Raw genomic sequence first — 7,715 nt, forward strand, 5'->3', positions numbered from 1 at the left:
GTGGGAATGAGGCGGAAGGCGGAACATGCGCTGTGCGGAGTTGGATTGGGGCGGCGGCGTTGGTGGCCGTGCTGGTTTTCGTGGTTCTGACGCAGACCCGGGGGGCCTTGGTGGGCATTGCCTTGGTGGTGGGGCTGGGCCTGCTGATTCAGGGCGACCGGCGGCTGCTGATGGTCCTGGCCGTACTCGGCGTGGCCATTTTGGCCGTGATTGTGTTTTCCTTGCACCATCCAGAGGGGATGGTCGGGGAGGAACGGAGACTTGGCATACGCGGCGAGATTTGGTCCCTGGCCCTAGAGCGGGCCTGGGAGCGACCCTGGTTCGGGTTCGGGCTGAACGAGCATCAGGATTTGATTTCCGCCAGCGGAGAGCTGCATGGCGTAGCCCACAATCTGTACCTGGAAAATATGCACTTTGGCGGCCTGATCGGGACGTTTTTACTGCTGGCCCTGGCCGCTCTGGCCCTGCGCGGAGCGTGGCGGGAGCATCGCCGCACCGGCAACTTCCTGCTGTTGGCCATCATGCTCTACCCCCTGGTCTTCGGCATCTCCGCCGGATACCTGACCCTGTCCAAGATTTCGCCCATGTGGATACAGTTCTGGCTGCCAGTGGGACTGGTTATTTCCGCGGAGATCCGCGCCCGGCGGGATGCCGACCATGCAGGAAAAAACTGAATCACCTCCATCACGCCTTCAACCGCCTTCGGGAATCCGGGACCAGTCCGAGCCGTGCCGGATTTGCGAGGGGCGAACAGACCCGGTCTTCCAGGCTCGCATCCTGGACAAGCACGACGCGGCCTACTTCCGCTGCTCCGGCTGCGGTCTGATCCAGACCGAGTCTCCCTACTGGCTGGCCGAGGCCTACGATCAGGCCATCGCCATCCAGGACGTGGGCCTGGTGCGGCGCAATCTGGAACTGGCGGCCAAGCTGCGGAACATCCTGCTGGCCCATTTCGATCCGGGCGGACGATATCTGGACTACGCCGGGGGGTACGGGCTGATGGTCCGGCTGATGCGGGACGAGGGCTTTGATTTTCATCGCCATGATCCCCTGTGTACAAACATCTTCGCCCAGGGCTTCGACGTCCCAGACCTCCCAGATTTTTCGAACCAGCGTTTCGAGGCCATCACGGCCTTCGAGTTGTTGGAACATCTGGAAAAGCCGACGGCAACAGTGCACCGTCTGCTGGAGCATACCGATTCCCTGCTTTTTTCCACCCGCCTGCAACCCGACCCGTGGCCCCGAAGCGTGGACGACTGGTGGTACTTCTGGCCCCAGACCGGCCAGCACGTCACCTTCTACACTCTGCCCGCCCTGCGGATGCTGGCCGAAAAAACAGGCACGACCCTCTATTCCGACGGCACGGCCCTGCATTTGCTGACCAGACGGACGTTTTCCACTGATCCCCTGGCTCGGCCCAGAGGCGTCTTGGCCTCCTTGGAACGGCTCCTGGAGTGCTGGCGACGGTCCCTGAACAAGCGGATGTTCCCGGTCAAGCTCCCGCAAAGCCTGCTTCCCGAGGACGCCCGGCGCACGATCTGTCCACGTCCCGACAGGACGGAGGCATCTGATATGGATCGTCCCAAATGACCCCGATTCCCGCGTTCTGCATGCCCTGGCATACCGACGTGAGCAATGCTTTCCAGGAAATCCTGGCGGAACCGCTACGCGGCATGCTGGACATCGCCCTGACCCCCTGGGACCAGAACCCCCAAACGCCTCTGGACGTCTTGGATCGTGACCCCGGTCGGCCTCTGATCTTTTGCCAACTGCCTCCCCCTCCGGAACTGCTGTGCCGGGACAAGGCCCGGATTGTCTGGCTGCCCATGTGGGACAACGTGGCCCGGTGGCCCGAAACCTTCTGGGCCGGGCTGGCCCGTTCGCCCGCCTGCCCGCGCATCGTGGCCTTTTCCCGGCCCGTGGAGCAGCTTGCGCGGCGCTTCGGCCTGCCCACGCTGCGGCTGCGGTTCTATTTCGATCCCTCGCGGTTCGAGCCCGTCCGGCGAGATTCGGAGCGGACCATAATCTATTGGAACCGGATCGGGCTTTACAGCGAAGCGGCTATCCGCCGCATCTGCGCTGATCTGGCCGTGGAAAAACTGATCCATATCCATCGCCCCGACCCAGGATACGACCACCCCGGCCTGGCCCTGCCGGAGCGCATCGGCTCAACCCAGGTCCAAACCATCCGCGACTTCCTCCCTGACGCCGAGCATCGACGGCTCCTGGGGCAAAGCTCCCTCTGCCTGGCCCCCCGGGCCCGCGAAGGCGTGGGGCTGACCGTGCTCCAATCCATGGCCCGCGGAGCCTGCGTTCTGGCCTACGACGGCCCGGCCACCAACGAATACGTGATCCACGGTCGCAGCGGCCATCTGTTTCGCTCCTATTCCCGAACAATGCACAAATGGCGCAAGTCCCTGGGCAAGCGCTGGCACCGCCTCACGGGGAGGCGACAGCCATACTTCTACCACATGGTCGGCGTCGGACAGGTCGGATCGGCGCTGCGCCGAATCGATCCAGACGGGCTGGGCTCGGCGGCCCGGCACGAGCATGAACAGGGATACGCGATCTGGAAAAGTGGGCTGGAGGGGTACGCCGAATTTCTGGCTGGGTGGTAGGAGGGAAGACCGTCAGGACTACAAATCGATCCAGGCCAGGGGATCGGGGAGCAAGGCCCCGTTTTTTTCGCGCAGGGTCCGGACGTTCAGGCGTAGGGGCACGAAAAGGTTCAGGGCCGCAGCGCCAAAGGGCAGCTTGCGCGCCAGGCGGCGAAAGAGGTGGGCAGCCCGGATTTCGCGGGGGGAGAAATACTTTTGGGTGACCTCTTCCCGCTCGCGGCGGTGGGCCTCCTCGGAGGCCGCGTCGTTGGACACGCCGCCAATGCGGAACACGGCCACCGGGCGCTTCAGGTAGATGCCCCGGATGTCGTGCTTGAGAAACGCCTTCAGCAACCACTCGTGGTCCGCGGCGATGCGCAGCCGGGGATCGAACGTCCCGCAACGGTCAAAGACGTCCCGACGATAGAAGATGGCCTGCTGGGTGATGGTCCGCTCCACCAGGGTCAGGCGATTCATCTGGCGGTGGCGGCGATAACTCTGGACCTGCTTATGCCCTTCGTCCAGCAGGACCACGTCCCCGAAAACGATGTCCGCGTCCGTGAGCGCCAGGCACCGACCCATGGAGGTCAGCACGTCCGGCCCGAAGAGCATGTCGTCGTCGTTGAGAAAATGCAGGGCCTCGCCGGTGGTCAGGGCGATGCCCTTGTTCATGGCCTGGTAGATGCCGCCGTCCGCCTCCCGGATGTGGCGCACCGGATACGGAGCCGCGCGGGCGTATTCGGCGACCAGTGCCGCGGTGCCGTCTTTGGACAGGTTGTCTACCACGATGTGTTCCCAGGGCGGAGTTTGCTGGTTGGCGACGCTTTCCAGGGATGAGCACAGCCGTTCGGCTCGATTCCACGTGGGGGTGACGATGGAGATTTTCATGACTGTACGGCCCGCCACCAGGAGGTTGAACGGCTTTCCCAGGTGAACTCCCCCCGGCGGCCCCGGCAATTGGCCGTCAGGGTTCGGACAAGGCTCGGATCGCGCATGATCCGGACCAGGGCATCGGCGGCTCCGGCGGCATCCTCCGGGGTGAACAGCAGCGCCTCCCGTTCCGGTCGCAGAACCTCCGCGATGCTGGGCAGGTTCGCGGCCAGAATCGGGCGGTTCAATCCCAGATAGTCATAGGCCTTGGTAATGGCCACGTACGGCATGCGGCCCCGGTTCAGGGCCGGGATGATCAGGGCGTCCACATCCCGCAAAAAACCGGACAGATTTCCAGGAGCCACCGGGCCGTGGACCAGGACCATCCGCTCGCGTCCGGCAGTCAGTTCGCGCAAGGCTTCCACCTCAGGAGGACTACCCCCGGCAATCTTCAGTCGCGTCGAAGCATGGATCAGTTCCGTGATCTCGCCCCAAGCCCCAATGAGCCACTGGACGCCCTGTTCCGGGTAGAGGGAGCCGATATAGGCCAGGGTGAAGGGACGGGAGGCGTCCGGCTCAGGCGGAGGGACGATTTCAGGATCAAAGCCGCAGGCCAGCCCCAGGTTGGTCACGGGCTTGCCGGGAACCAGCTTCTGAAGCTGGTCGCGAAGAACCTCGGTGGTGGTCAGCAGGACGTCCGCATCGGAAAATACGGCCTGTTCGATTCCGGCCGCCTTGGAGTCGGGCCCACGTTCCATGGACGCGAGCTGATGCACCTCATAAACCCGTCTCCCGCCCCGCTCCCGCCCCACTCGCTGGAACAGAAACCGTGTCAATCCGGCAAAGCTGGCGCTTGCCAGAACGTCTCCCGGCCGCATCCGGCGACGTAGGAACAGAAGGCACGCCCAGTAATAGACTGCGTTGACCGTCACGCCGCGACGGCCTCTGGCCCGGCGCAGGGCGGGCAGGGGATGCAGGAGCAGATTGGACGGGGCGGAAAGCCCCATAAGATTCAGGTTGTCGGAAACGGTTTGATTCTGGTGGCGTCTCCGAAGTAGAAACGGCATCTCCACGGGATAGACCAGGCGCACGCTTTTTTGCGGATCCACCTCGGCCAAGGCTTGGCAGTTGCGCAGGCAGTACAGGCCGTGGGCCGAACCGTCGAACGGGTCTTGGTTGACGATGAAAAAAAGCGTGTTCATGCCCGGCCTTCGTCCCGGAGCAGGTTGTCGCAGGCCTGGAGGACCATGTTGACGCTGATCCGTTCAGGGGGCGAGCGACGTGGTTCTTCGTTCGCTGACTCAGGTTGGATCACCGTGTGCCGGGTTTTCCAGGGGGCCCACTCCGCGGGACTGGAGCCCATGAACAGGGCCACGGTGGGGCAGGAACAGGCAGCGGCCAGATGCATGGCAGCGGTGTCCACGCCCACGAACAAGGAGGCCCTGTGCAGCAGGCCTGCCAGTTGAGCCCAGGATGTCTTGCCGAAGGTGCTGATGATCCGTCCGGAGCCCGAGCTGCACAGGCTGACGCACAGTCGGACCTCTTCCGAGTCCGGACCGCAACTGAGCACGATGGCCGGGAAGCGCTCCAGCAGCTTTGCGCAGAGATCGCTCCACCGCTGTTCCGGCCACCGCTTGATGGACCAGCGCGTTCCGGGATGAAGCACGGCGAAGCGCGTCAGATTATCCGCTGGAGCCCAGGGCCGGGTCCGGTCCCTGGCAAAGGACAAGGACGGAATGGGCAGGGGCAGGGGATCGGGCAGACAGTCGCTGACCGTATAATAATCTTTTTCCACCTGATGGCTTTTGTACCACCAGAATTCGGAAAAGTCCGTGAAGGTTCGTTTCCACCACCAGTGCAGCGGTCGGCCCGCGGCATTGGCGCATCGGTGGCGCGCCCCGCTGATCAGGGTCAGCCAGCGGCCCCGGTCGCCGTCGCCCAGTTCAAAGGCGTAGTCGAAGCGCTCCCGGCGAATGGCGGCGGCCAAGCCGAAGTCCGCGGCCCAGTTCCAGGGTCGGCGGTTGTTTTTTTCCGGCGCGGCGGCGGTGAGTACCCGGTCGATGTCCGGGCAACCGGCCAGAATGCCTTGGCATCCCCGGCGCACCACAACCCAGATTTTTGCCTGGGGATAGATCGCCCGGACGGAGCGGATCGTGGGCGTCAGCAACAGGCTGTCCCCGATGTGCTTGAGTTTGACGAACAGGAATTTCATGCCCGCTCACCGTTCTCCCACGAGCCAGCGCCAGTACCAGGACTTCTGCCACAGTGGATTGCGCTTGCGCTGGATGCGCACTTCCCGGGACCGCTCCAGGACCACTTCCCAGAGAAAGCGCAAGAACATTCGGCTGTGCCCGGCGTCTTTGCCGTACTGCTTCATTTCGTACTCCTTGCGGGCATCGATGGGCGTGTTGTGGGACAGGTCGCGCTCCAGCCCGTGATAAGCCTCGTCCCGGTCCACGTCGATCCGGGGGATGCAGCGATACTTCTTGGGCAAGTAGCGCTGCCGTGAGCCGTGATATTTCTGAAACTTCACGAAACGGTAGTCTTCGGCTCCGTAATGGCCGCAGAATTCTTCGTCATAGCCGTAGAGCCGCAGGAATCTGGCCCGGGAGAGCAGGAATGTATTGGAGTGTCCGTGGCGCAGTTTCCCGGTGACGGGATCGGTCCGGTAGATCTTGAAAAAATCCCGGCCGCACTCCCGCATCCGGACCATCCTGGCCAGGGTGGCCTCGGGAAATTCATGGTCGATGTCCGTGAGCAGCACCTTGTCCGAAGCGGCGTAGGTCACGCCCAGATTTCGCGCACCGCCCTGGTTCCAGGGAATGTCGTCGGTGATGCGCAGCCAGGTCAGGTTCAGGTCCAGGTCAGGCACCGCAAACCGCAGCGGCGAGCAGTCGTCCACCACCACGAACTGGATCACGTCCAGCAGCTCCGGAGCGTACCGCTGGTACCTGGCCATGAGATCCAGAACCGTATCCGGACGTTTCTGGTCCAGATAATAGTGGGTGACGTAGCTCAGCTTGATGTGGGATTTGTCCACAATCCGGCGCGGGCTGGACGTTTCAGGGGTGTTCATTGTCGTGCCTGTTTTCGCATCTTTCTATGGTCTCTTCCGGTTCGTTTCATTTATGAGCCGTCGCAACAAGGCCTCGACCCGGCGGCCCATGGCGGAAAGCGTGAACGCGGATCGGACCAGGTTCAGGGCGTTGTCCGCCATGGTTGCTCCAAGCTCGGGGCAGCGCAGAACCTCCGTGATCGCCGCGGCCAGAGCCTTTGGGTCGCTGGGGGGCGCGAGCAGACCGGTGCGCTGGTGATCAACGATTTCCGGGATTCCGCCGACGGCCGTGCCCACGAAGGGACACCGCGCGAACATGGCTTGAAGTCCGGCCTGAGGGATGCCTTCGTTTCTCGTACTGGCCAGGACGGCCACGTCCAGGCCGCGAAAAAACGGCCAGACGTCTTCCTGGTGCCCGGGCAGAAGAATGCGCGAAGCAAAGGGGCTTTCCCGGCTTCGTTTGGAATAGTCGCCCATGACCGGGCCCCCGCCCACCAGGAGCAGGCGGGCGTCGGGCATCTCGGCGGCCAGGCGTTCAAACGCGTCGATGAGCACGTACTGCCCTTTCCAACTGCGCAAAACCGAAACCTGGCCGATCAGGCGGGCCGTTTTCGGGAGGTTGAATCGCTCCAGCAACGCGGCCCGGGCCTGGTCCCGCGAAGGCAGGTCCGGGGGGGCGATGCCCGTGGGGATGGAGCTGACCTTGTCCGGAGGCAGGCCCAGGGTGCGGCGCAGTTCGTCCTGAATCGCCCCGGCTGTGGTCACCACATGGTCGCAGAGCCGACGGTACTGCCAGCGGTTCATGAAATTGTTCCCCACCGGCGTGCTCACGTGGCGATAGCGGATCGTGGCCGGAACCTTGCAGGCCCTGGCCGCCGTTAATCCCACCCAGCTGTCCACGCTGCTGTGGGTGCAGACCACGTCAGGGCGGATATCCTTGAACCGCCGCATCAGGCGCGCAAAGTCCACCGGCTTGGTCCGCTTGGCAAAGGGAACCGCTTCACAATCCAGCCCCGCTTCTGATGCGCGTTGGAACAGCTCCCCGTGGGCCGGAGTGAACAGATGTACGTGATGTCCCTGGTCCCGAAGCCAAAGCGCCTCGGTGAAGACCCGAATGTCCTGCCCGCCCCAGGCGTCGGAGGCTTCGGTGTGGATGATGGTCAGGGGGGTTGGTCGGGGGGGCATGCGTGGCC

Annotated in this window: 8 protein-coding genes; 3 read left to right on the forward strand and 5 right to left on the reverse strand. The window is 63.7% G+C overall.

The annotated features are described in order from the left end of the window. The 3 genes from C6366_RS18150 to C6366_RS18160 all read left to right on the forward strand — a co-directional run. The coding region (locus C6366_RS18150; protein ID WP_233248568.1) for an O-antigen ligase at positions 1-674 on the forward strand (674 nt) is incomplete at its 5' end. Beyond that, positions 658-1,590, forward strand: a complete 933-nt coding sequence (locus tag C6366_RS18155) for a class I SAM-dependent methyltransferase (RefSeq protein ID WP_158269859.1) — start codon at positions 658-660, stop codon at positions 1,588-1,590. The genes C6366_RS18150 and C6366_RS18155, both read left to right, overlap by 17 nt. Next, positions 1,587-2,618: a glycosyltransferase gene (locus C6366_RS18160; protein WP_107740570.1), complete on the forward strand. Its 1,032-nt coding sequence runs from the start codon at positions 1,587-1,589 to the stop codon at positions 2,616-2,618. Before C6366_RS18155 ends, C6366_RS18160 begins: the two co-directional genes overlap by 4 nt. Positions 2,619-2,636: 18 nt before the next feature. Here C6366_RS18160 and C6366_RS18165 read toward each other — a convergent pair whose 3' ends face one another. From C6366_RS18165 to C6366_RS18185, 5 genes are all read right to left on the reverse strand, one after another. Next, positions 2,637-3,485, reverse strand: a complete 849-nt coding sequence (locus C6366_RS18165) for a glycosyltransferase family 2 protein (RefSeq protein ID WP_107740573.1) — start codon at positions 3,483-3,485, stop codon at positions 2,637-2,639. Next, entirely contained in the window at positions 3,482-4,669 is a 1,188-nt protein-coding gene (locus C6366_RS18170) for a glycosyltransferase family 4 protein (protein WP_107740575.1), read from the reverse strand. Before C6366_RS18170 ends, C6366_RS18165 begins: the two co-directional genes overlap by 4 nt. Then, the gene (locus tag C6366_RS18175) at positions 4,666-5,679 is read right to left on the reverse strand and encodes a glycosyltransferase family 9 protein (protein ID WP_107740577.1); all 1,014 of its coding nucleotides are present in this window, start codon (positions 5,677-5,679) and stop codon (positions 4,666-4,668) included. The genes C6366_RS18170 and C6366_RS18175 overlap by 4 nt, the downstream gene beginning before the upstream one ends. Before the next feature lie 6 nt (positions 5,680-5,685). Then, a complete protein-coding gene (locus tag C6366_RS18180) occupies positions 5,686-6,543 on the reverse strand; it encodes a glycosyltransferase (protein ID WP_107740578.1) in 858 nt (285 codons plus the stop codon). Positions 6,544-6,567: 24 nt separating this feature from the next. Then, positions 6,568-7,715, reverse strand: a 1,148-nt coding sequence (locus C6366_RS18185; RefSeq protein WP_146164923.1) for a glycosyltransferase family 4 protein, incomplete at its 5' end; no start/stop codon positions are given.

The organism is Desulfonatronum sp. SC1 (genome assembly GCF_003046795.1).
Classification (GTDB): domain Bacteria; phylum Desulfobacterota; class Desulfovibrionia; order Desulfovibrionales; family Desulfonatronaceae; genus Desulfonatronum.